At 68.5% G+C, this 20,370-nt stretch carries 17 protein-coding genes and 2 pseudogenes; 9 read left to right on the forward strand and 10 right to left on the reverse strand.

What is annotated here, in order from left to right:
* The first annotated feature begins 122 nt into the window (after positions 1–122).
* Positions 123–386, forward strand: coding sequence for a hypothetical protein (locus OHA05_RS27815; RefSeq protein ID WP_328862010.1), 264 nt, complete (start codon positions 123–125; stop codon positions 384–386).
* A gap of 184 nt (positions 387–570) precedes the next feature.
* Here the strand turns inward: OHA05_RS27815 and OHA05_RS27820 are convergent, their stop codons facing one another.
* On the reverse strand, positions 571–1,116 hold the full coding sequence (locus tag OHA05_RS27820; protein ID WP_313943555.1) for a hypothetical protein: 546 nt from the start codon (positions 1,114–1,116) through the stop codon (positions 571–573).
* Between the two features lie 352 nt (positions 1,117–1,468).
* Here OHA05_RS27820 and OHA05_RS27825 point away from each other — a divergent pair, with 352 nt between their 5' ends.
* The 3 genes from OHA05_RS27825 to OHA05_RS27835 all read left to right on the forward strand — a co-directional run bounded on the left by OHA05_RS27825 (position 1,469) and on the right by OHA05_RS27835 (position 2,981).
* On the forward strand, positions 1,469–2,095 hold the full coding sequence (locus OHA05_RS27825; RefSeq protein ID WP_313943554.1) for a hypothetical protein: 627 nt from the start codon (positions 1,469–1,471) through the stop codon (positions 2,093–2,095).
* A gap of 92 nt (positions 2,096–2,187) precedes the next feature.
* A complete protein-coding gene (locus OHA05_RS27830; protein ID WP_328862011.1) occupies positions 2,188–2,613 on the forward strand; it encodes a hypothetical protein in 426 nt (141 codons plus the stop codon).
* A 167-nt stretch (positions 2,614–2,780) separates the two neighbouring features.
* The gene (locus tag OHA05_RS27835; protein ID WP_328862012.1) at positions 2,781–2,981 is read left to right on the forward strand and encodes a dehydrogenase; all 201 of its coding nucleotides are present in this window, start codon (positions 2,781–2,783) and stop codon (positions 2,979–2,981) included.
* A 152-nt stretch (positions 2,982–3,133) separates the two neighbouring features.
* Here OHA05_RS27835 and OHA05_RS27840 read toward each other — a convergent pair whose 3' ends face one another.
* On the reverse strand, positions 3,134–3,319 hold the full coding sequence (locus tag OHA05_RS27840; protein WP_328862013.1) for a hypothetical protein: 186 nt from the start codon (positions 3,317–3,319) through the stop codon (positions 3,134–3,136).
* 99 nt (positions 3,320–3,418) lie between these two features.
* On the opposite strand from OHA05_RS27840, the pseudogene OHA05_RS27845 reads away from it, so the two are divergent.
* Positions 3,419–3,502, forward strand: a pseudogene (locus tag OHA05_RS27845) (NUDIX hydrolase); the annotation flags it as partial.
* Between the two features lie 1,419 nt (positions 3,503–4,921).
* Positions 4,922–5,365: a nuclear transport factor 2 family protein gene (locus OHA05_RS27850; protein ID WP_328862014.1), complete on the forward strand. Its 444-nt coding sequence runs from the start codon at positions 4,922–4,924 to the stop codon at positions 5,363–5,365.
* 369 nt (positions 5,366–5,734) lie between these two features.
* On the opposite strand, the gene OHA05_RS27855 is transcribed toward OHA05_RS27850, so the two are convergent.
* On the reverse strand, positions 5,735–7,429 hold the full coding sequence (locus OHA05_RS27855) for a TIGR04141 family sporadically distributed protein (RefSeq protein WP_328862015.1): 1,695 nt from the start codon (positions 7,427–7,429) through the stop codon (positions 5,735–5,737).
* Positions 7,430–7,548: 119 nt separating this feature from the next.
* Between OHA05_RS27855 and OHA05_RS27860 the strand changes: the two genes are divergently transcribed.
* On the forward strand, positions 7,549–9,204 hold the full coding sequence (locus OHA05_RS27860; protein ID WP_328862016.1) for an N-6 DNA methylase: 1,656 nt from the start codon (positions 7,549–7,551) through the stop codon (positions 9,202–9,204).
* Positions 9,205–9,217: 13 nt separating this feature from the next.
* On the opposite strand, the gene OHA05_RS27865 is transcribed toward OHA05_RS27860, so the two are convergent.
* The 7 genes from OHA05_RS27865 to OHA05_RS27895 all read right to left on the reverse strand — a co-directional run bounded on the left by OHA05_RS27865 (position 9,218) and on the right by OHA05_RS27895 (position 19,626).
* Positions 9,218–11,353 carry a UvrD-helicase domain-containing protein gene (locus tag OHA05_RS27865; RefSeq protein ID WP_328862017.1) on the reverse strand — a complete coding sequence of 712 codons (2,136 nt, stop codon included), beginning with the start codon at positions 11,351–11,353 and terminating at the stop codon, positions 9,218–9,220.
* A complete protein-coding gene (locus OHA05_RS27870) occupies positions 11,353–12,579 on the reverse strand; it encodes an McrC family protein (RefSeq protein WP_328862018.1) in 1,227 nt (408 codons plus the stop codon). The genes OHA05_RS27865 and OHA05_RS27870 overlap by 1 nt, the downstream gene beginning before the upstream one ends.
* Positions 12,580–12,587: 8 nt before the next feature.
* Complete coding sequence (locus tag OHA05_RS27875) at positions 12,588–14,396, reverse strand: AAA family ATPase (RefSeq protein ID WP_328862019.1); 1,809 nt, start codon at positions 14,394–14,396, stop codon at positions 12,588–12,590.
* Between the two features lie 66 nt (positions 14,397–14,462).
* On the reverse strand, positions 14,463–16,967 hold the full coding sequence (locus tag OHA05_RS27880; protein WP_328862020.1) for an Hsp70 family protein: 2,505 nt from the start codon (positions 16,965–16,967) through the stop codon (positions 14,463–14,465).
* A gap of 69 nt (positions 16,968–17,036) precedes the next feature.
* A complete protein-coding gene (locus OHA05_RS27885) occupies positions 17,037–17,642 on the reverse strand; it encodes a nucleotide exchange factor GrpE (protein WP_328862021.1) in 606 nt (201 codons plus the stop codon).
* Positions 17,639–17,926: a hypothetical protein gene (locus tag OHA05_RS27890; RefSeq protein WP_328862022.1), complete on the reverse strand. Its 288-nt coding sequence runs from the start codon at positions 17,924–17,926 to the stop codon at positions 17,639–17,641. The genes OHA05_RS27885 and OHA05_RS27890 overlap by 4 nt, the downstream gene beginning before the upstream one ends.
* The gene (locus OHA05_RS27895; protein WP_328862023.1) at positions 17,923–19,626 is read right to left on the reverse strand and encodes a hypothetical protein; all 1,704 of its coding nucleotides are present in this window, start codon (positions 19,624–19,626) and stop codon (positions 17,923–17,925) included. Before OHA05_RS27895 ends, OHA05_RS27890 begins: the two co-directional genes overlap by 4 nt.
* Positions 19,627–19,817: 191 nt before the next feature.
* Here OHA05_RS27895 and OHA05_RS27900 point away from each other — a divergent pair.
* A pseudogene (locus OHA05_RS27900) lies at positions 19,818–20,166 on the forward strand (DUF5753 domain-containing protein); the annotation flags it as partial.
* Complete coding sequence (locus OHA05_RS27905) at positions 20,163–20,354, forward strand: DUF397 domain-containing protein (protein ID WP_328862024.1); 192 nt, start codon at positions 20,163–20,165, stop codon at positions 20,352–20,354. The pseudogene OHA05_RS27900 and the gene OHA05_RS27905, both read left to right, overlap by 4 nt.
* Positions 20,355–20,370 lie beyond the last annotated feature (16 nt).

Raw genomic sequence — 20,370 nt, forward strand, 5'->3', positions numbered from 1 at the left:
ACGACCTGAACCACGCCCGCTTCACGGTGCGCGGGTCGACGGCAGGCGGGATGGGAGCTGGGGAGAGTGGTGGGCGAGGGTGATCGTTGACGCGCTCAGGGCGACGCGTCAGGATGCGTGTCATGCAGCTCAGTGCCCAGGCCATCCATGGCGGTCAAGTGTTCCTGTTGATCTGGGGAGTGGTCGCACTGCTCATGGGGTCGGTACTCTCCTCGCAGAAGGGGTCCGGCTGGTTCCGCGAAGTGGTCAGGTCCGGGCTCCAGGGGTGGCCCGCGCAGCAGGCCCGTGCGCAGGACTTCGGTGGTGTGCGAGTGATAGGCGCCATGCTTGCAGTAGCAGGCCTGACGGGACTGGTGGCGGCCGTCGCCCTGCTGACACGAGGCTAGTCCACGGTCATGCACCAGCCATGTCTGCAAAGGGTGCCCAGATTTCTGACATCAGCGACAGACACCACCAGGCACGTACAGCGCCGGTCGACGCAGAACCTCAGCGGCCGGTCAATCGAGAGACGGGGCGAGTTGACCGACCGCGACAACTCCCCGCGAATTGAGTCGAACTCCCCACGACCATCTACGGGTTGTGTGTTCCGAGGTCCTGGCGCATGGCGTCTCTCAGGCCGATCCACTTTTCCCAGAGCGCCAGCAAGTCAGTGCGGATTTCGTCGAATGAACCCCCTTCCTCGGCGTCCCCTCGTTCCAGACGCTTGATCCTTTGGAAGGTTCGAGACAATCCGGAGAAGACTATTTCCATTTCGTCCAGAACTGCGCGAGATGCTACGAGTTGACCTTCCGCTAATGCCGCTGCGTAGGCTCGACGGGCTGCATGAAATTCGTTGCGATCGTCTTCTTGCAAGCGATCCTCGTGCAGGGCGTGAAGGTAGTTCATCTGTGCTATTCGATACCAGCGTGCGCTTGAAACCGTGACATAGCACGCTCGCTTTGCTGCCAGTGCGGCATTTGAGTCGTCGCGGTCCCGCAATTCTCGCGCCTGCCTTGACTGCTGGTCAGCGAGTTCTCGCTGCATGCGGGCTGTCACTCGCACGGTTACGATGGGCGAAAGCAGAGTTCCGAGAATTCCGAAGACAGCCAGAATTAGAGGACTGATCAGGCTTTCCATGCGCCCCCACTTCGTCCGGAAAGCGATACCGTGCTCGGCTCTGCGTGTGTAAAGGGACGGCTCGGCACGTGGCCGCGTGTAAGCCAGGTCTTCAGCCATTCTTGGATACCCCTCCGTAGGCGTGGGCATGCGAAGAAGCCAGGTACTGGGCGTCCGTTCATGCGTCCGTGCCGGGCATGGGCGAGATGACCATTGACACGGACGCCGCCGGCTTCAAGCTGTTCGCCGGCAGGGGAGATCACGACACGTCGATCGGCCTGCCCCCTCGTGGCCGGATTGCTCCCTTGTGTGCGCATCGCGTGCATGTCACACAGTTGAGAGGCGGGGTGATCGGGGGAGGGGGAGGCGCTGCATGTCTACGTTCGGCGACGATCAGGTCGTGCCCTCAGATTGGGCGATGGAGCGGTTTGGCCGGAAGGCCGGCCAGCTCGCTGCGGCGCTTCCGGTGCAGCTGGCCCAGGCTCACGCTCGGGCCCATGCCGTGCACCTGGAGGCGCGGTTGAAGAAGCGAAGCCCCTACGGTGCCACCCTGGCCGAGGCCGTACGCGAGAACCTGGCGGATGCGGCACGAGGGCTGGACGAAGCCGTGCGGGACGTGCGTGGGTACGAATACGCCGTCATCAACGACCACGCGCTCTTCCCCTTCAAGTACTCGGACCGTCCTCGGCCGCTCGAGCGTGCCCGGTTGGCTTCCAACGCATCCCCCACGCGCCGCCGGATGCTCTTGAGTCATGGGCCGCAGCCTGCGGAGGGGCTGTTTCCTCTCGACGACGACCTGACGACGGAGGAGTACGACGACCTGCACGAGACCTTCGAGGCCCTGGGGGCGGCCACGAAGCTCGTGTGCCTGTTCTTCACGGCTCACCCGGAGAGCGGCATCCACGCCATTCATTGGGGAGACGCATACCTCGAGCCGGACCGCACCTTCACCTGGCTCTACAACGAACAGCTCCCCGTCGCCTGCCAGTTGCTCATGTGATCGACCCGGGGAGTAGCCCATCGAGCGATTGTGGGCCCTGCGCCGGCACTGTACGTTCCCGCACACGGATCGACGTAGCTCAGGGGGCGGGGATGTCTGGATACGGCCGCGCGGAAAGCGAGTGGGAAGAGCTGGTACGTGCCGGTCGTGGCTTCCTCGTTGAGCGAGCGAAGCTGGGCAAGCTCACCTCGTACACCGAGCTCAACGTGACTCTGGCCAGGCGAACAGGCTGCCGTCCCTTCGACTTTGAGCGTGCTGACGAGCGGGCCGCGATGGGGCACCTGCTCGGACTGGTCGTGGAACGAGACCAGGAGATTGCCCCCTCGGACCCGCCTGTCATGCTCTCCGCATTGGTGAACTATCTGGGTGCCAACGACGCCGGCTCCGGCTTCTATCAGTTGGCCAAGGAGCTCAAGCTGCTGCCCATCAGTGCGTCGGCAGATGAGAAGTTCGGCTTCTGGGTCAAGCAAGTGAAGCAGCTCCACGAATGCCATGGAGCTGGTCCAGTGGTGGCCTGAGATCAAGCACCCTGAGTGTCTGACTGCGTGACAACGCCGACAGACAGCGGCGGAGATCTGCACACATCTGCGGAGCATCGCAGCAGGTATGAGGCGTGCCAGCTCCTGGTCGAGCGCCCTCGCACGTTGCTTCGGGACGAAGCGGTCGCTCCGTTAGGGTGCGCCGCATGACCGACGATGCCCCGGCCTGTCCCGAGTGCGGCCGGCCCATGGAGTCAGGCGGCTTCGTGCTCTCCAAGCGTGAGGACGATGGCCGGCGGACCTGCCGGACGCTCTGGAGGTGTGCCGGTCGGCATGTCTGGTGGGGCTGGGCCGACCTGCCGGATGAGCCTTTGGAAGTTTGCCCGGTGCCGGAGCTCTTTCGCTGACAGCAACGACCACGGACGGCGGCGACGATCGGCGGTTGTGGCACCGATGCACGAGGCGGGCCCTCAACCAAGCCCTTGAGTTACTTACCCCAGGCGCCCGTCCACGCAGGTCAGGCCGCAGCCGTGGCCCCATAGCGCGGTGATTCCCAAGCTCAGAGCGCGGGTTCGATTCCTTTCACCCGCTCCATGAAAAGGCCCAGCTCGTAGACCCGGGCCGTTGTTGTTGTCAGGACCGAGCTGGGCGCCTCGCACCAGATCGCCATCAGGTGGTTGATCGTCCGCGATTCCTCGGTGGGCCTCACCACATGGTCGTGGCCGGCGGCGACCTGCTGGCTCACGTGTCCGTGTCCGTGTCCGTGAGCGCCGTCACCGGACCGGGTCGTGCACCCTGGCTCCACTGGACGAGGCATAGCGCGCGCGAAGGCCAGTCAACGTCACTGCACTCCGTGCCCGTTGCCGGGGCTGTCATGCGCGGCGACGGCAGGCTCCTGGCGATCCGCCGAGCGGACAACGGGACTTGGCTCGACCGCCGGGGCAGCCCCCACCCAAAGCCGCTACACCGACCTTCGCATCCGACCAGCCGCGTGTCAGACTGCCGTTCATGACTCACAGCCGAAAGGTCCATGGCGCGTAGGCGCCCCTCAAGCCTCCGAGCCGACAACAAGCGCTTTGCCGCAGATCTCGGCAGCTACTCGAAGATCAGTCGGCTTTCCGGCCCAGCTCAGGCACAGATCATTCAGTTGGAGCGGACGCGACTCCAACCCGGCGTGGTCGAGCAGGCTCTCTCTCGGTGGGCTGCCATCGCACGAGCACCGAGGTATCAGCTCCCTTCGCCGTTCAGTGATCGGTGCGGGGTCCCGGACTGTTGCCCCGAGCCGGCGGACGAGCGAGATCTGCTGGAACCAGCAATCTGCGCTCTCCCCAAGAAGAGCTCCCTGGAGCTCCGCAGCATCGTGCAGCCTCTCGACCTGAAGATCCTCGAACGTCCCGACGCCGTGCCGTACGTCAACAGACCCCATCGCTGGTGGCAGAGCGCCTTCTGACCAAGCGGTGCCCCTGCCGTGCCCGATCGAGCGGGGATTCACGGGGAAGACCGGGCAGCCACGGCGGCTGGACATGCCGACGGCCCCTGACCAAGATGGCTGGTCAGAGGCCGTTCACCTGCGGTGGGTGTGGGATTTGAACCCACGGTGACATCGCTGCGACGACGGTTTTCAAGTCCGTTCGGTGGTGTCCGTCCGCCAAGATCGGTCAGCCTCTGCCCGAGCCAGTTCGGCGTCGTAGAGGGTGCCCAGGAAGTGAAGGTCAAGCGGAGGGGTCTCGCCGCGCGGAGCTTCCCAGTCCGTCCAGCACACGATGCCCTCCGTTCGCTGAACGACAGCGCTCAATGCGCCGCAGCAGCCAGCCGTGCATGCGGTTTCGCCGAAGAAGAGACGCCGAGCCTCTCCCGTAGCGCGGAAGGGGCTCGGGCGGTCGACCGGCAGTGCATCCTGGGCGAAAGGGCCGCGGCCGCCCTCGCCGACGACACCGTTCACTGCACCGTGCACGATGTCCTCCCCGTTGACCAGAAACCGCACCTGCGCAGCCCATCGCGGGCCTCGGGGAAGCACTCTGATCTCAAGCCGATCGAACATCGGTCCACCCTACGGTCAACCTCGATCCACTGCTGAGCCGCAGGCAGCGACGTCGGTTCATCAGCTGTAGAAGCCTCTGCCGTACTCGCCTGGCCCAACTATGAAGTCTCCAGCGCCCCCGACGGAATCCCATCCCCGGTGCAGACCTCCACGGTTGCGCTCGGCCACGGGGCAGAGGCCTGATCGATCAGGCTCCGCATTACCCCTGACGTAATCGACCCCACCGCGCCACCACGGCACCGTGGAACACATCAGCGGGACCCCCGGCGAGGGATCCCGAACCGCAAGGCCCGAGGAGCGCGCACCATGTCTCTCACGTCCCCCGACACCACCGCGGGTTCCACCGCCGACGCCACCCGTCACGTCGTCCAGGAGTTCGTCGCCGCCCGGGTGGCCGGTGACGTCGAGCGGCTCGTCGAGATCTTCGCCGACCAGGTCGACTGGCAGCTCGCCGAGAACCCCGCCGTCCCGTGGATCCGCCCGCGCTCCACCGGTGCGGAGTGCGCCGCCCAGTTCACCGACCTCGCCGAGCACACGGTCGCCGAGGACGCGCGGGCCTCCGTCGACACCTTCCTCGTGGACGGCGCCGACGCCGTCCTGATGGGACATCTCTCGGGAACCGTGCGGGCCACGGGAAAGACCTTCGAGGGCCCCTTCGCCCTCCACCTCACGGTCGGGGAGGGCCGGATCACCCGGCACCATCTGTACGAGAACAGCCTGTCGATCGCCGAGGCGTGCACCGCCAACTGAGCCCGAGTTCCCGGCCGTCGGCCGGGTCCGGACCACGCCGGTGACACGGCCGACGGCCGGCACGCCGCCACGAAGCAGGACCCGCGGCGGGTTCAGATGCCCGGGAAGAGAACGGGCGGCCCTGTGACCCGGCGCGCTGGGCGGGTTCGCGGTGTTGAACTGCACAGATCGCCTTTCGGTTGTTTCACATCCGTACGTATTGACGCGGCCGGAAGTCCCAGAAAAGTCCCAGGGAACCGGCACTTCCGACGGCCACTGTTTCGGCTTTGGGCAGCGGAGAGGACGCAAGCAGTCGAAGTGCGGTGCTCCACGGCAGCTGGCAACAGACAACGGTGGCCGTCATCCCGCTGCACTGGTCTCCACCTCGCACTAACGCTGTGAAAGTGCACCGGTGCCGCCTTCAGGGATGCCGATGACCTCGACAGTCACCCCTCGTGCCGCCAGAGCCATCGCGGTCTGCGCGATGGTGATCTGGGAGAAGCCGAAGACGGAGTCCGGGGTCAGGCTCGTGCGGTTCTTGAGGAGCATCGCAAGGACGATTCGCTTGGGCGTGTAGTCATCAGGAAGTAGGCGTGCGCCTCGACTCAGCCGGGCCAATTTCGCGGTGAACTCGCTGCGGACCTGGGCGGACTCCTGGAGCAGTTCCACTGCGACCCTGGCCTGGCTGAACAGGTGGCTCAGCGGACCGGAACCGCCTGCCCGCTTGACGAGGATCAGGGTGTCGTCGGGCGTGAGCAGGTCGCAGATCTCGACCTGGTCCCTGGGCCGGAGAGGGTTGGCGACGTTCTTGGTGTCGAGGCAGAGCCAGCGGGGCTGACCGTCAGCCACCTCGCTGTTGTACTCGTCAGCCACTCTGTTGTTGTAGGTGTTCTCCGACTCGCCGTTCTCCCAGGAGGGGAGGGAGACGGAAGGCAAAGGAGAGAACAGCGCCCGCACCGTGGCGCGGCACTCTTCGACATAGGCAGCCCCGGCCTCGTACCACTCGCCGTCCATCAGGAAGAACCGTCTGGAGCCGAGGGACACGCCGGTCTCCAGCCAGGTCAGCGCGCTGGTGACGGCGAGCGTGTCGGCGATCCCCCTCCGGCGGCCCCTGGCCAGGGTCACCGTCCCTTCGTGTAGTGCCTTGAGACGCCCACCGGACGGTGCGAGCCGGGCCCGGGTGAGCACGTACCCGAGGTCGAAGTCGTCCGAACGCAGGGCTCCGTTGTCGCTGTTGATCTGGGTTATGTACGTGGTGGCCTCGGCGTATGCCGTGAGATGTTCGGAGGGGACACAGACGGAGATGCTTCCGTCGTCGGGGTGCCCGAGACGGTCGTCCAGGGTTTCGCCGAGGGTGTCGAGGGTCGTCGGGTCGCTGACCGGGACGATGTGGTCGATGAACTCCAGCTCTTGATGCGGGATGTCCTCGCGGCAGATCCTGGCGATGGTCCGCAGGTCGGAGAGCAGGGCTTCGGGTTCGATTCCGAGGGCGATCCGCAGCCCGCACCCGCCCTGGGCGCTCACGGCCTTGCCGAGGCTGTACCGCGACCGGGTGAGCGGCAGGTTGTCGAGGTATCCGCCCAGGCTGCGCACGATGCGCGAGTGGTCGCGAATACCCAGCAATGGGACCGAGGCGCCGCCCGGAACCAGGGAGATGTCCGTTCGTGCCTGCCCGAGAGATCTCGACACAGCTCCGCGGATCAAGTTCGGGTCCATCTGCCGGATGGCGAACGAGAGACCGAAACGCCTGTCCTTGAGGTGTTCAGGGATCAAGCGGTACCCCTGGTCGCAACCGATGGCATACACCACGCCATCGACTGCGAGTAGCAGTACGGCGGCGGTGCGGCGGACGCTCTCGTTGACCGCGATGCCCGTGGTGCGGGACATGGGCTCGCACCACGGGGCCTCGGCGCGTTCCATCCCACAGGTGATGTACACAGCCGGGACCCCGAGTGCCTCCGGTAAATGTGGATCTACACCGAGGCTGTCCAGAAGTTCGACGTCGAGGGCATCCAGCATGGCTTCGATGGTGGGGGCGACGCCAGACAGACGGTAAACGGTACGTACTTCGGTGTGCGAGGGCATGGCGAGGCTCCGTGGGCCAGGAGGGAATCGAGTACACAAAGCAGAGAAACATCTGCATGTGTACGTTGTCAACGGAATCTTCTCTGGAATGTAAGTGCCGGTCCGTGTACGCTGGAGGTATGACGGACAACGCCGCTCCATCGGTCGGCCCACTGGTCACCGGCGCCGAGATCGCCCGGCTGGCCGGAGTCACCCGGGCTGCTGTCTCCAACTGGCGTCGGCGGTACGACGACTTCCCCGCGCCGGCCGGAGGTGCCGCGAACAGTCCGCTCTACGCGCTCACCGAGGTCCAGGAATGGCTGGACCGGCAGCGCAAGGGCCAGGAGGTGTCACCCGAGGTCGAGTTGTGGCAGGCCATGAGGGCTGCATACGGGGACCAGATGGTCTCCGGCCTGGCGCAGGTCGCCGCGGCCCTGACCGGGCAGACCGGACCGGGGCTGCCGGACGACGTCGCCATCCGCGTACAGGCGTTCGCCCGAACCGGATCGTCCGTCGACCTTGTGAACGGACTTACCGAACGGTTCATGGACTCCGCTCGGCGGGCCGGATCCGACCAGGTGACCCCTGAGCGCGTGGTGCGTGCGGTCCGCCACTTCGTCCCCGAACTGCCGGCCGGCGCCACGGTCTTCGACCCCGCCTGCGGAATTGGGGTGCTCCTCCTGTCTGTAGCCTCCGACGCCGGGAGGAGTTGCTACGGCCAGGAGGTGGATGGCGACAGCGCTCGCTTTGCCCAGCTCCGCGCCGACCTCCTGCGCCGCTCCGGTGTACGCATCGTGGCAGGCGATTCACTGCGTGCCGACCAATGGCCGGACCTCAACGCGGATCTGGTCGTCTGTGACCCTCCTGCCGGTGTGACCGAGTGGGGGCGGGAAGAGTTGCTGCTCGACTCCCGCTGGGACCTCGGTACCCCGTCCAAGGCCGAGGGGGAGCTCGCCTGGCTCCAGCACGCCTACGCCCACACCGCGCCCGGCGGCCACGTCCTCATGGTCATGCCGGCCTCGGTCGCCTACCGCAAGGCCGGCCGCCGCATCCGGTCGGAACTCGTCCGCCGGGGCATCGTGCGCCAAGTGGTCGCCCTGCCGCCGGGGACGGCGACCTCGCACGCCCTGCCTGTGCACCTGTGGTGTCTCAAGCGTCCCGAGAGCACGGAAGGGGTGGACACGCACCACACCGTGAGCATGGTCGACCTGACGGAGAACCCGCCCGACGGGGATCTGGAACCACGCCCCGACCAGGTTGCCGACGTGCCGCTGATCGAACTCCTCGACGACACGGTCGACCTGACACCTGGGAGTCATCTCCGTTCCCGGCACCGCGACTATCCCGCTGAATACGTCTCCCTGCGCAAGGAGTTGGAGGAGCAGATCCGTCGACTCGCCGCCCTTCTGCCCGAACTCGCGACGGGCGGCGGGCCGGGCTCGCTGGACGGCGCCACCACCAGCGTCGCGGATCTGGCCCGCGCCGGGCTCGTGGCGTACGAGGGGCCGGAGCCCGTCTCGGCCAGCGAGCAGCTCGACACGGACTATCTGCAAGGGTTCCTGCGCAGCTCGGCCAACGCCCGCAGGTCCACGAGCGCGAGCGGGACCTACCGCTTCGACGGCAGGGGCTCACGTATCCCCCGTATGGGCATCGGCGAGCAGCGTCGATACGGCTCCGCCTTCCGCGCCCTGTCCGCGTTCGAGGAAGGCATGCGCAAGGTCGACGAACTGAGCCGACAGCTCGCCGAGGTCGCCCGTGACGGCCTGGCCACGGGCGCCCTGGCACCGGAGGAATGAGCCGGTTCGCTGGTCAGTCGACGGGTGGGAGAAAGGGGCTCGCGGTCCCGCTCCACGTCACCTTCAGGGTCTCGCGAGCGCGTGTGCAGGCGACGAAGAGCAGACAGCGCTCACGGAGCAGATCGGCGTCATGTTGGAGCGGGTCCGCCTCACGCGGGGTGATCTCACGGGCGAACGGGACGGTGCCCTCGGCTACACCGAGCACCGACACGGCCCGGAACTCCAGCCCCTTCATCGCGTGCATCGTCGCCAACCGCACGCCGTCGGATCCCTGCGTGACCTGCCCTTTGACCCGTAGCACCGGAATCCCCGCGGCCTGCAGCTTTTCCTCGGCCGCGTCCAGGGCGAGGTTGAAGCGCGCGCACACACCGATCTCGTGCGGCGCGAAACCCTCGGCGACCAGGGCACGCACCCGCTCCACCAGCGCTTCCGTCTCCTCCTGCCGGGTGGCGTACCCCCGCACCCGAGGGCGGCCGCCGTGGAGCAGCGAGTGGTACCCGGCCAGCGAGTCCGTCCCCTCACCCTCGAGCGCGTCGACGGTGACGGGCGCGAGGAGGCGGGCCGACCAGGCCAGGATCTCCTCCGTGGAGCGGTAGTTGACGCGCAACCGGAAGCTGCGGCCGACTGAGGCGATGCCCAACGAGCCCAGCGAAACCCGGGAGTCGTAGATCCGCTGATGCGGGTCACCGGTGATGAACAGGTCGTCGGCGCGGGGGGAGACGGCGGCACGCAGCACCCGCCACTGCGCGGGGTGCAGGTCCTGTGCCTCGTCCACGACGACATGGGCGTAAGGAGCCGGCCCGTCGGCGAGGAGTTCCGCCGCACGGGCGCAGATGCCCAGGTGCGTTGTCTCGCCGCGGTCGCGCAGGAACTGCTCGAACCCCTCCACGCCCCTCCACACCTCCCGGCGGCGCCCGGCCCCGAGACCGGTGCCGCGGCCACGCCGGCTCGCGCCGAGGTAGGCGTCGACGTCGCGGAGGTTCTGGCCGAGTACGACGTGCCGGTACTCCTGGGCCAGAAACCGGGCGGTGAACGGCAGATCCAGTTGTTTGACCACCTTCTCCCACAACTGCCGCTGCTCCCGGTCCCCGATCGGCTTGGGCGCGGTCGCCGAGTGGGTGCGCACGACGCCGTTGGCACAGGCGTCGACCGTCGTCACGTCAACCCGTGCCAGCAGCTTCTCGTCCTCGTCGAGGAGTAGACCGAGCATCTCGCGCAGTCCGGCGGCGAGCGCGTTCGTGTACGTGGTGAGCAGGATGCGGCCGTCCTCGGAGCGGCCGAGCAGATGCTTGACACGGTGCAGCGCGGCCACCGTCTTGCCCGTGCCGGGGCCCCCGGTGACCTGGACGGGGCCGCCGTACGACGTGCGGTAGGCGACGCGCCGTTGGGAGGGATGCAGGAAGACGCGCCAGGCCGCGAACGGCTTCGCCAGCATCTCCTCCAACTCCCTTGGCCCAGTGACCAGTCGGATGCGGGCGGAGGTGTTGGTGATCACCGTGGCAAGGTCCTCGACCGGTTCGGCGGGCGCGTCGGCGGGGCGACGCACGGCCACGACGTCCCGGTAGACCTCTTCCGGGCTGAAGCCCTCGGCGAGGTACTGGAGCACCTCCAGCTGATCCTCCGGCAACAGCGTGGCGAAAGCCTCCAGTTGGGCCTTGTCCACCAACGATCGTGCGGCGCGTAGGACTTGGTCGTCGACGCCGAGCTTGCGCAGTGTGCCGTCGGAGACGTCCGCGAACAGCAGCCGGGGAGCCGTGCGCGCGGCCGTCTCGTACAGCGGTGTCAGCTCGTCCAGGGCGACGGCGTTGCGGACCTCCAGGGCGCGCGTCGCAGAGTTCGCGCTGTACAGGCGCTTCGCCGCCCATGCGTAGGCGTCGTCGTGAGGCAGCACATTGACCAGGAGGAACATGTCGCTGCCGTCGTCGGGGGCGAGGACGACACCGCGCCAGAAGTCGGTGATGCGGATCGTCCGCATCCGCGGGTCACGGGCGTTCTGGACGGACTCCAGGTGCAGCCCCTTGTCCGCGTTGAGTTCGGCCGCGCTCATGGCCTGGAACTTCGCCATGGCCTTGCGTACTCCGGCCCGGACCGGCTTCTCCAAGGCGTCGTAGCCGTCCCAGAAACTCTGGGCGAAGGCGAGCCGAGGCATCAGGTCACTTCCCTTCTTCCGGACGCCAGGTGTGCGGCGATCTCCCGGAAAACGGTGAGGAGTTGTTCTGGCTCGCGGGAGAGATCGAGGCTGTGCTGATAGAGCCGCACGGCCGTTCCGCGCACCTCGTGGTAGCGCAAGGGTTGCCGCCCGGCCGCGTACACCAGGTGCGCCTCGCGCAGACCGAGCACCGTGGCGTACGCGAGGGCCTGGTACAGGTCGGCGTTGAGGAGCCCGTCGGCCTTCTCGACCTTGTACTTGGCGTCGGCGACGGCGAGCGGGGTTCGGCCGTCACCGGTGCAAACGACAAGGTCGGGGCGCATGCCCACCCGGCCCGCGACGTCGAGGTGATGGGGGTCCTGGAGGCGCGCGGTCAGACCGTGCTCCCTGAGCGCCTCGCGCAGGCCGACGGTCACGAAGTCCTCGAACAGCTTGTTCATGTCGAGCAGGAAGCCGTCCACGGTGAGCGGGTCGGCCCCGGCCGGCCGGTGCTCCGGCGAGGTACCGCGCAGGACGGCTTCCGCCAGCCGAAGCGCGGGCTGGTAGCGGGAGTTGAGGCGCGACGGCGGCTGCCACCGCGGTAGCGCCTGCCCCCGTATCAACGGCAGCGCGTCAGCCAGTCGTACCCGCTGATGAGCCAGGCGCCGCCGGACAGGACCGGGAACGTCCGGCAGCCGCAGCAAGCGCTCGGTGGCGGCGCGCAGGATGCGGTTCTCGGCGGTGTCGGCGGTGTACGCGTCGTAGGCGATCTCCACGGGCGGCGTACGGCCGAAGTGCCGCCGGATCTGCTCGGCCTCACGCAGCCTTCCGCGCACGACCAGCGCGGTCTCCTCGACCTCCCGGTAGCCCTGGAGGACACCCTGCCGCAGCGCTCCGTCGATCTGCCGCTCCACGGCATGGGCGAGGGCGGGCACGACATCGTCGTAGGCACCGGTGTCGACGGTGCCCTCGCCGCTGTCGCGCCAGGCGCGGGCCGGGTCGAGGCTGAATCCGAGGAGGAAGAACAACCGGCTCACCGGGGTCTTGGGCATGATCCGTACGACCTGACCGCCGACCGTGCGCACGGCGCCGACGCGGCTGCCCGCCCGCAGCAGCCAGTGTCCGCCACGGCCGGGATCGGGGGTCGCGCTCTGCAGGATCCCGGAGGCGGCCAGAGCCCGTCCGGCCTCGGTGTCCAGCGCGACGGAGACGGCGGGCCCGTACTCGCGCAGCGATACCTCAGGCATGGGCAGTGTCACGGGTGCTGCTCGCGCAGGGCGTCGAGGCCGTAGCGGGCGGCGACGTCGAGGCCCTCGCCGTAGTGGTGCTCCTCCAGCAGCGGCAGGATCTTTGTGCGCCACGTCCGTTCGAGGCCGCCGTCGCGGTACACGCCCGGCTTCATCAGGTACGACGGTCCGATGGCGAAGTCGGCGTCGTCAACACGGGCGTTGAGGGCGTCGAGCAGGCGGGCGGGCTCCAGGTCCTTGCCCTCGCGCTTCAGCCAGCGGGCGAGCAGCCCGGCGGTTGGTTCGGTGCGCGGGGACAGCTCCACGAACGCGAAGCGGCGCCGCATCGCCGCGTCCACGAGGGCGATCGACCGGTCGGCGGTGTTCATCGTGCCGATCACGAAGAGGTTGGACGGCAGCGCGAAGTCGTCCCCGGAGTAGGTGAGTCGGACCGACTTTGTACGGTACTCCAGGAGGAAGTACAGCTCGCCGAAGACCTTCGCCAGATTGGCGCGGTTGATTTCGTCGATGATCAGGAAGTGCGGGATGTGCCGGTTGCCGTCGCGGGAGGCGAGATCGGCGAGCTCCCTGAGCGGGCCGGCCGTCAGCCGGAAGGCCACCTCCCGTGTCTCGGGATCCTCCACGGGCCGGAACCCCTCGAAGAAGTCCTCATAGGCGTACGAGGGATGGAACTGCACGATCTTGACCTGCTCCGGACCACCGCCGAGGTACTCCGCCAGCTTCATCGCCAGGTACGTCTTGCCGGTGCCCGGGGGGCCGTAGAGCACCAACTGCCGTTCGTCGATGAGTAGTTCCCGCATCTCGTCCAGCCAGTCGCGGCGGTGGACGAGGAGTTCGGCGGCGAGTTCCTCGGTGATGTCCGGCAGGCTCAGCTCCCGGGGCGCCGGCCGTTCCCCGGTGATGTCGGCCGCCTCCGGGGGCACGAGATTCCCCAGTCCGGTGAGCACGTCCAGGGCATCGAGGACGCCGGTCAGGTCGACGACGTCATGCTGAACGGACAACTTCTGCTGCAGTTCCTCCGGCAGTTCCTCGTACGCGTGGCTCTGTGTGAACCAGGCGACGGTCCTGCGCAGATTGGACAGGCCGCCCGGCGACGAGGCCTGCACGGAGTCGCCGGTGAGCTGCCCGATGTGAAGTCGACCGTCGCTGATGGTGGCCACGGTGTCGCCGATCCGCATCTGGGTCAGGAAGGCGTGCAGCTCGTCGACGAGGCCCCGCTTCTGGTTGTACGAGGCCGCTCCCTCGTATCCGTCCTCCACGAAGCGGCGCAGTGCGCTCTTGGTCGGGTCGGTCTCCTCAAGTGGCGGCAGATGCGTGGCCGGTAGCGAGACGAGCCCTTCCGTGAGCCACAACTGCCGTACCAGGTTGTGCCCGGAGGCATTGGAGCCGCGCACCAGCCATGCCTTGCGCGGGGCACGCCAGCCGGTGGAGAGATAGTCGGCGAGCGGATGGTCCTCCGCGGTGCGCCAGGACTCCGGGCCGGAGGCGTCGTAGCCGTACACGAGTGCCGCGGCGGCCGAGGAGGAGTTGCACTCGATGTCCCGGGCCGCCCTGAACCGTCGTTGGTCCGGTGGCAGGTTGGGGTCGGCCGTCACGTCGACGAGGCCGCCGCTCGCCCGCAGATCCGCGCGGTTGCGGCGGGCGTGATCGCCGAGCCCCGGCCAGGCCTCGGCGGCCACCAGGGAACCCTCCCGCAGCAGGAACTTGTGCGTGCCGTTGCCGCCGAACTCGGCCAGCAGATGCCCGCGCGCCTCACCGCCCTTGGGGAGCTTGATGCGGAACTCGGGAGTGCCGGAAAGGAGCTCGGGCTGCGACATGACTCCACTCTACCTGTTGACACTGTCAATGGACTCTGGGTTGGTGAACAACGATTCCGGAGAACGTCACCGCTCCGTCGGCAGCACGCTTCCCACGGACTGCGGGCTGCTCCCGTCCGCAAACCGGCCGCGGCCTGCCTTGGCGAGGCCCACGAGGCGTACGAGTTGGGCGTCCTGAGCCGCCTGATCGCCGCGTTCCACCGCGCTGCGCAGCTCGTCGCGGGCGGCCACGATCTCCTTCCGCAGGGTCGCCGGATAGGCGTCCTGTTCGGCCAGTTGGATGGTCATGAGGGAGGTCCGGACCGCCGGATCGATTCCGGTCCAGAGATCCTCGACACGTTCGGTGTTCACCCGCATGGCGTCGGGGTCCATGGTCTTACGTGCGTCCATGACTGCCTGGGCGGCTTCCCCCAGTTCTTCCAGGAGCGGCGGCGGCAGCAGCCCGCGCCCGCTCCGGGAGGCGATGCTCGCCTGCGCGTAGGCACTTCGGGCCCGCGTGCACAGGTCCAGGGTGGTGCGGGCGGATTCCAGGAGCCCGTCCAGGGAACGGCCGACGGTCTCCCCCCTGGCGAGCGCCGCCAAGTCGGCCTGGGCCTCGGCGAGGGCGTCGAGTTCGGCGGCGGTCAGGCCGTGCTTGAAGTCGGCCAGGAAGCGGGCGTAGCGGTCGTGGAGTTCGGCTGCCTTCCTGCCCGTACCTGTGGAGACCAAGCTGCGGCGGAGCTCCGCGCCTCGCCAGTCGCCGGAGCCGAGGCGGTACTGCAAGGCGATGGTCCGGTCGGCATCGAGCTTCGCCTGAACGGTGAGCGGCACCTCTCCGCGGAGTCCCTCGGTGCGTGCGTCGACGAAGCTCCCGCAGAACTCGTTGCGCTGCGCCGAGCGCAGGTGCGGTCCTTCCCAGAGCTGGAAGCGCACCGATGCGCCGTTGTCGCTGCGTACCGCGAGGTCGTCGACCCGGTGCCATTCGGTCGGGTAGTGGGTGCCGCCGGGGAAGAGGACCTTGAGGGAGCCGTCGTCCAGCTCAAGGCCGATGTGCTGGGCCGTGACCTGCTGGGGAAGCGCGGTGCCGAAGTCGCCGCCGCAGAACGAGCAGGTGCTGAGACCGGGGGCGTTGACCATTCCGCAGCCGGGGCACTTCAGCCCGCCCAGGTCCAGCGTCGCGTCGCAGTCCAGGCACGCGGTCGCGGAGGCGGGGTTGTCGTCGCGGCCGCACTCCGGGCACTCCGTGCGGAGCGTCGCCGGGGCGGCAGCCCGCAGTCCGGACAGATCCGTGGTGCACACGGGGCAGACGGCGGTGAGTTCGGAGGCAGGGACGTGGCAGCCCGGGCAGTCCACGGTGGCGGCACCGAGGAGCGGGGTGTCACAGGACGGGCAGGCGTCCTCGGTGACAGGGATGCCCTCGATGGTGCAGCTCTCGGCAGGGCAGTCGAGGGTGTCGAGGAGACCGGCCTCCACGGCGGCACCGTGGGCGACGGCCATCATGGGGTCCACAGCGTCCGACACCGTGTCCTCGCCGAAGAGTCCCTGAAGATCACGCCGGACGGCGGGGATGCGAGTGGAGCCGCCGACCAAGAGAACCCGCTGGATGTCCTCAGGCAGCGAGCCGCTCTCCGTCAGCACCGACGAGACCGTGTCCCGCATCCGGCCGAGGTGCTCGGTGAGGAGCTTCTCGAAGTCGGTACGCCGTACCGTCCCCGACCAGGATCCGCCCTGGAGACCGAGCGGTGCGAGCGTCACGTCGAAGACGTCCCGCGCGGACAGTTCGACCTTCGCGCGCTCGGCGGCGGCCCGGATGCGGGAGGCGTCCCCTTCGCCGCTGTGGTCACGTCCGTCGAGCCGCTCGCGCAAGTGGCGGTCCAGCAGCGCGTCGAAGTCCGCACCGCCGAGGAGGTTGTCCCCGCCCAGCTGGTCCACCGAGAAGTAGCCGGGGCCGATCGTCAGCAGGGACACGTCGAAGGTGCCACCGCCCAGGTCGAAGACGAGCAGGGTGGCGTAATCCGGGGTCCCGTTCTCTCCCGACCTGATACCGAAGGCGTGCGCGGCGGCGGTCGGTTCCTTCACGATCCGTGCCACATGGAACCCGGCCAGCCGTCCGGCTTCGCGCACCGCATGGGTCTGCGGCTCGGCGAAGTACGCCGGCACCGTGATCACCGCACGCCGGAACGGCACTCCCGCCGTGTCCTCTGCATCCTTCTTGAGCCGTCGCAGCAGGACGGCGGAGACCTGCACGGGGGAGAGGTAGTGCTCGCCGAGCCGGATCTCCACCGAGCCGTCGACTCCGGCCCGCACTGGCGGCGCGTCGTCCGGACGCGTGGCGAGCGCCTGCTGTACGAGGTCGTCGTCCCAGCGTCGCCCGATCAGCCGCTTGACCTCGGTGATGACGGAACTCGGGCCCCCCGCACGCCAGTTGAGGGCCTCCTGCCCCACCAGCAAGGCGCCGCGCGAGTCGATGCCGAGGGCGGACGGGGTGGCCGGATCGCCGTGCCGGTTGGGCAGGACGGTGGGGACGCCGTCGTGCAGCCAGGCCGTGACGGAGTTGGTGGTGCCGAGGTCGATACCGAGAGTCCGGTGCATGGCAGGGGGCTTCCTGATCGTCATGGAGCGTCGGAGGCGAACGGGGCGATGCGGTACTGGTGGGTCGGGTCAGGTACGGCGGGAGCGGCGTCCGCGCCCGGCCGAGGGCTTGCGTGGCAGGCGGAGCCGTTGGGAACGGGTGGTGCGCTGCAGCTGAGTTCGCTTGCCACCCGAAGCGGCGATCGTGACCGAGGGCTCGGGCTCCGGTGCCGGTCCCGGCACGGCGATCACCACCCGCGGGGCCCGCAGGACGGCGCCGCCCAGGCGGAAGCCGGTGAGCTTCTCCCTGAGTACCGTGCCTTCCGGCCAGGTCGGATGCGGTTCCGTACTGACGACGCGCATCTCCGCCGGATCGACGCCCCGGCCCACCACGTCCACCGGGACGACGTCGTGCTGGGCCAATTCGCTGCGCAGCATCCGGTGCGCCGCGTCGACCTGCTCGCTCAGCGCGATCGCGGCCGAGACCGCCTCACGCGGGGACCGCGCCTCGTGCAGGGCACCGGATCGGCGGCTCGTGTCCGCGAGGACGTCGTCCAGCGGCAGGAGCGCGGTCAGCAGGTCGCGCAATCGGGCCTCGGCCTCGTCGCGCTTGCGGGACAACGCCTCGACCCGGCGCCGCAGTTTGTCGAGTTCGGACGGCGGGCCGGTGGCCACGGCCGGGGCGGGATCGGTCACGGACGCTCCTCGGAGGCTTGCGGGGGCAAGGGCGGGGTGAGCATTTCGGCGACGAGCGCGGCGACGGGATTGCGAGAAGCTTGGTCGGCGCGCTCGATGAGCTCGTGCCTGACCGGATCCTGCCGGGCCTTGGCCAGCGCTTGTGCCGCCTGCCTGCGCATGGGCTGGGTGCGGGTGCCCGGCGCGATGCCCGGCACGAGTTCGTGAAGCGTGGGGCCGAACCAGGGGATCGGGGGGAGTGCGCTGCCCCCGTGGTCCGGGGCGGCAGATGTGTCGGTGGTCAAAAGAGTGCTTCCTGTCCGGTGTCGTCCTGACCGGGTGTGCGGGCGTGGAGTCCGGGGCTGTGGCCGAAGAGCAGGCCTTGGGCGGGCAGTCCGGCGCCGATCCGCTCCGCGCACGCGCGGTCGCGCCGCGCCCCGCCCGGATCGCCGGCCCGCTCGCGTTCCCGGGCGCGGTTCACGTAGGCGGATTCCACGGTCTGATCGAAACGGGCGCTCACACCGGTCCGGATCAGATCCCGGAGGAACAGCTCGATGACGTCCGACGGGGACGCGGTGGCTTCCAGGTACTCCGCGAGCAGGAGAACGGCGGTGTCCAGTTGCCCCCTGACCCGGCTGTTCCGGGCAGGGTCCGCGATGTCCACGGCCATGCTCAGCAGTTCGACGCGGCACTCCATGGTGGTGCGGGTGCCGTCTGTGTCGGGGGCAGTGGCGGTGGTCATCGCCAGTTCCGTGTAGTGGTCCCCGAGCCATTTCCGGGCCTGTACGCATTCCGGGTCGCGTTCGAGCAGCCCCCGCACGTCGTCGACGCAGATCGTGTCTCCCCGGTCGAGGTCCGCTCTCAGGTGATCGTCGAGACCCGACCGGGCGTCCCGGTCCCCGGGCGTCACGTCCAGGGCGCGCGCGAAACGCCTACGGCTCTGCGCCGGGTCGCTCTTGAAGGCCCGCCGGCCCTGACGCACGAGCTCGGCGGTCAACTCGGCGGCCACGGAGGTGTCCTGTGGCAGGAGCGCATGGGCCAGGTCGAGGCCCTGGATCCGTGTGACGGGCGAGTTGCCGCGACCGGTGTTGGTCCGCCCGACGTTCGCTGCCGCGCGCAGTACGGCCTGCTGTTCCTTGGCCCTGAGGCTGCGTCCGAGCCGCGCCGCCGTGCTGAAGTCCGAGAGCGCCGAAGTCCACTCACCGGCCCGCACCCGGTCCTGGGCCCGCTCCGCCAGAGCCTGGGACAGCGCGTCGGCACAAGCCCGGTGGTCGGGGGCATCCATGGTCCAAGCGGTCGTGTCGGGATGGCGCGCGGTGTAGACGTCGAGGAGGTCGACACGGCGGCCATGCCGTACGAGATGACCGGCGGCGAGCCCGAGGGGGATGAGACCGTCGGGGTCGGCGGCCGAAGGGACGACGACAGGGTCGAGGCCGTCGCGCTCGGCCTCCCAGGCCGTCCGCCAAGCGGCGAGGGTGTCGCGGCCGGCTCGGACGTCCAGGGCGTGCAGCAGGTCGGTGACGCGTCCGTGCAGATGGTGGCGGGCTTCCTCCCAGAGCTCCTCGGGTACGGGGGTGTCGCGCCGTTCGCTGAGGAGCCCGTAGAAGTCGCCCAGATCCTCCTCGTCCAGGAGGTGTGCCCACAGGACGATAGCGAGCGCGGCGGTACTGGCTTCGGTGTGTCGTCCCGCTTCGCTCAACCGGCGCAGGGCACTCACCGCAAGGGAGTGGACGATGTCTGTGTCGGCCCAACCCAGGTCGTCTCGGTCAGGGCACCATCGGGCTGCCTCCGGCCAGTTCCCCGCACGAGCGGCCAGGGCGGCGCGGAGTATGGCGTAACGCATCGAGGTGTCGTCGGTGTCGGATGTGCCGAACTCGCTCTGGAACCGCTGGAGAAGTGGCCGCACGAGGCGGAACTCCGCACGCAGAAAGGCGTGTTCGCCATCGAGCAGGAGGGCGCGCGCCGTGACGGTCCGGTCGGGCTCGCCGGTGTCATTCACCTGCACGGTCTGTCGTCCCCCATGATCCCCCGTCCTACAAGGGACCACCGTAAGGAGACGTGTTGGCAAGGTCAACGCGTGACCAGGCGGGTTGGCCGGAATTCGTCGGGGAGCCTCTCAGGCCGGGCTGACCAGTTCGGCTCGCACGGTCTTGCCGCTGGGTGGGTGGGGAAGCGTCTCCCAGTGATCGGCGATCGTTCAGTTTCATCGTCGAGGAGCATGTGTTTCGGCAGCGGTTCGGGGACGCGGGGGCGATACGCGGGCTGTTCGACCATGTGCTGGAGCGCAGCGCGCCGCGGAATGTGACGCTTCAGGTGGTGCCGCTGGAAGGTGGGTTGCAGGCGTGTCTGGATGGGCCGGTGCGGATCTTGGAGACCCCGGCGGGGCAGCGGCTCGGGTACTCCGAGGGGGCAGAAGAACGGGCGGCTGATCTCCGGTCCGAAGGAGGTGAGTGCGCTCTGTCAGCGCTATGAAGTACTGCGCTCACAGGCCCTGAGCCCTAACGAATCCCGGGCCTTGCTGGAGCGACTCCGAGGAGAGCTATGAGCAGCGGCACGACGGACCTTGCCTGGTTCAAGTCCAGCTACAGCGGCAGCGAGGGCGACGACTGTGTGGAGATCGCGATCGCCGAACAGGCCGTCCACGTACGGGACTCCAAAGACGTGAGCCGCCCCGCCTTCGCGATTGGCCGTGAGGGCTGGCGGTCGTTCGTGCGGTTCGTGGACCATGCCTGAGCGGAGTGGTAGACGC

The organism is Streptomyces sp. NBC_00306 (genome assembly GCF_036169555.1).
Classification (GTDB): Bacteria; Actinomycetota; Actinomycetes; order Streptomycetales; family Streptomycetaceae; genus Streptomyces; species Streptomyces achmelvichensis.

Coding starts and splice junctions, on each gene's coding strand:
- OHA05_RS27835 (WP_328862012.1), top strand. CDS start 2,781: ATGACCGACGATGCCCCGGCCTGTCCCGAGTGCGGCCGGCCCATGGAG.
- OHA05_RS27830 (WP_328862011.1), top strand. CDS start 2,188: ATGTCTGGATACGGCCGCGCGGAAAGCGAGTGGGAAGAGCTGGTACGT.
- OHA05_RS27815 (WP_328862010.1), top strand. CDS start 123: ATGCAGCTCAGTGCCCAGGCCATCCATGGCGGTCAAGTGTTCCTGTTG.
- OHA05_RS27880 (WP_328862020.1), bottom strand. CDS start 16,967: ATGCACCGGACTCTCGGTATCGACCTCGGCACCACCAACTCCGTCACG.
- OHA05_RS27860 (WP_328862016.1), top strand. CDS start 7,549: ATGACGGACAACGCCGCTCCATCGGTCGGCCCACTGGTCACCGGCGCC.
- OHA05_RS27850 (WP_328862014.1), top strand. CDS start 4,922: ATGTCTCTCACGTCCCCCGACACCACCGCGGGTTCCACCGCCGACGCC.
- OHA05_RS27875 (WP_328862019.1), bottom strand. CDS start 14,396: ATGTCGCAGCCCGAGCTCCTTTCCGGCACTCCCGAGTTCCGCATCAAG.
- OHA05_RS27870 (WP_328862018.1), bottom strand. CDS start 12,579: ATGCCTGAGGTATCGCTGCGCGAGTACGGGCCCGCCGTCTCCGTCGCG.
- OHA05_RS27865 (WP_328862017.1), bottom strand. CDS start 11,353: ATGCCTCGGCTCGCCTTCGCCCAGAGTTTCTGGGACGGCTACGACGCC.
- OHA05_RS27905 (WP_328862024.1), top strand. CDS start 20,163: ATGAGCAGCGGCACGACGGACCTTGCCTGGTTCAAGTCCAGCTACAGC.
- OHA05_RS27855 (WP_328862015.1), bottom strand. CDS start 7,429: ATGCCCTCGCACACCGAAGTACGTACCGTTTACCGTCTGTCTGGCGTC.
- OHA05_RS27820 (WP_313943555.1), bottom strand. CDS start 1,116: ATGGAAAGCCTGATCAGTCCTCTAATTCTGGCTGTCTTCGGAATTCTC.
- OHA05_RS27825 (WP_313943554.1), top strand. CDS start 1,469: ATGTCTACGTTCGGCGACGATCAGGTCGTGCCCTCAGATTGGGCGATG.